The organism is Desulfurellaceae bacterium, from assembly GCA_021296095.1.
Lineage (GTDB): Bacteria > Desulfobacterota > Binatia > Bin18 > Bin18 > JAAXHF01.
The window spans coordinates 13,772-14,155 of the sequence record JAGWBB010000072.1 but is presented as its reverse complement, the minus strand read 5'-3'; the positions used below and the strand labels follow the sequence as shown (position 1 = coordinate 14,155).

Below are 384 nucleotides of genomic sequence, written 5' to 3'. Positions count from 1 at the left end.
TGTTTGTCGAAACCACCGGCTCAACCAATACCATCGGCACCCTCTGGCAGGACGACCGGGTGCTCGGCCACGCCTTAGAAGGCGGGAGCGGGCGGAACTTTTGGCTCGGCGTATCCGTGCAGTCCGGCCAAGTCGTGATTGCCGTGCAAGGGTTTGGCCGCGCCACCGGGCGCTATTCGCTCCGCACGACCTTTGTGGTCGGACAAATGGAAAACCCCAGCCCGAACTCCTTCCAGAGCGGTATTGGCACCCTGTCGGGCTGGGTGTGCGACGCCGACGAGGTCGTGCTGGAAATCAACGGCACCCCCTTTCCCGCCGCCTATGGCACGGCCCGCGGCGACACCCAAGACGCGTGTGGCGACACCGACAACGGCTTCGGGCTGC

The 384-nt window shown here is 65.1% G+C and carries 1 protein-coding gene; it reads left to right on the top strand.

Annotation, left to right across the window (positions count from 1 at the left end):
* A partial coding sequence (locus J4F42_16415) for a hypothetical protein (GenBank protein ID MCE2487100.1) occupies window positions 1–384 on the top strand: 384 nt, incomplete at both ends.